The sequence below is a fragment of the Paraburkholderia sp. RL17-373-BIF-A genome (assembly GCF_046030175.1).
Classification (GTDB): domain Bacteria; phylum Pseudomonadota; class Gammaproteobacteria; order Burkholderiales; family Burkholderiaceae; genus Paraburkholderia.
The window spans coordinates 1-985 of record NZ_JARESO010000303.1 but is presented as its reverse complement, the minus strand read 5'-3'; the positions used below and the strand labels follow the sequence as shown (position 1 = coordinate 985).

The 985-nt window shown below is 65.0% G+C and carries 1 protein-coding gene; it reads left to right on the top strand.

Annotation, left to right across the window (positions count from 1 at the left end; all coding sequences use genetic code 11):
- Window positions 1–985: pentapeptide repeat-containing protein (locus P0D80_RS50530; RefSeq protein ID WP_408296355.1), on the top strand; the 985-nt coding region annotated here is incomplete at both ends.

Genomic DNA, 985 nt, shown 5'->3' with positions numbered 1-985 from the left:
CGGCGTGACGTCTGAGTCTTTTGCCATCGATGGTGGCACCATCGATGACCTCAGGGCAGTTCTGGAACAGGAAATTGTTTGGCACGAGACAGATCATTATCGGTACAGGGAAGCCACTGAATACATTCCACCGGCGAAACGGGACTTGCTCAGAGGTGGGAGCGTGGTTGGGGTGAACCTGAGCCGGATGAACCTGAGCCGGATGGACCTGAGCGGGGCGGACCTGCGCGGGGCGAACCTGCGCGGGGCGGACCTGCGCGGGGCGGACCTGCGCGGGGCGGACCTGAGCGGGGTGGACCTGAGCGGGGTGGACCTGCGCGGGGCGAACCTGCGCGGGGCGAACCTGAGCGGGGCGAACCTGAGCGGGGCGAACCTGAGCGGGGTGGACCTGAGCGGGGTGGACCTGCGCGAGGCGAACCTGATCGGGGCGAACCTGATCGGGGCGAGGCCGAGCGGGGCGAACCTGAGCGGGGCGAACCTGAGCGGGGTGGACCTGCGCGGGATGAACCTGAGCGGGGCGAACCTAAGCGGGGCGAACCTGAGCGGGGCGCGCCTGGTCCTGGCGAACCTGAGCGGGGCGAACCTGAGCGGGGCGAACCTGAGCGGGGCGAACCTGCAGTGGGCGAACCTGGACGGGGCGAACCTGAGCGGGGCGAACCTGAGCGGGGTGAACCTGCTCCGGGCGCGCCTGAGCGGGGCGACCTTGCATCAGACGACATTCTCGCTGGAAGCTCTCTTGCGCTGCTCTGATCAGCTTACCGGTGAAAGGCTTTCCGGGATCGTCTTCGCTGGATTATCAGAGGACCTGAGTCGTCCGGACGTGCGCGATATTCTTTTTAACCACCGGAACAATCCTGACGCCGGCAGCATCCTGACGGCCATAGACTCGCGTTTAAAGGGCGACAACAAACTCCGCTGTATGGAACTGGCTATTGGGGCGCTTGACAACGCCATGAACGCAGGTGTCAAGGATCCTGATGTTGAT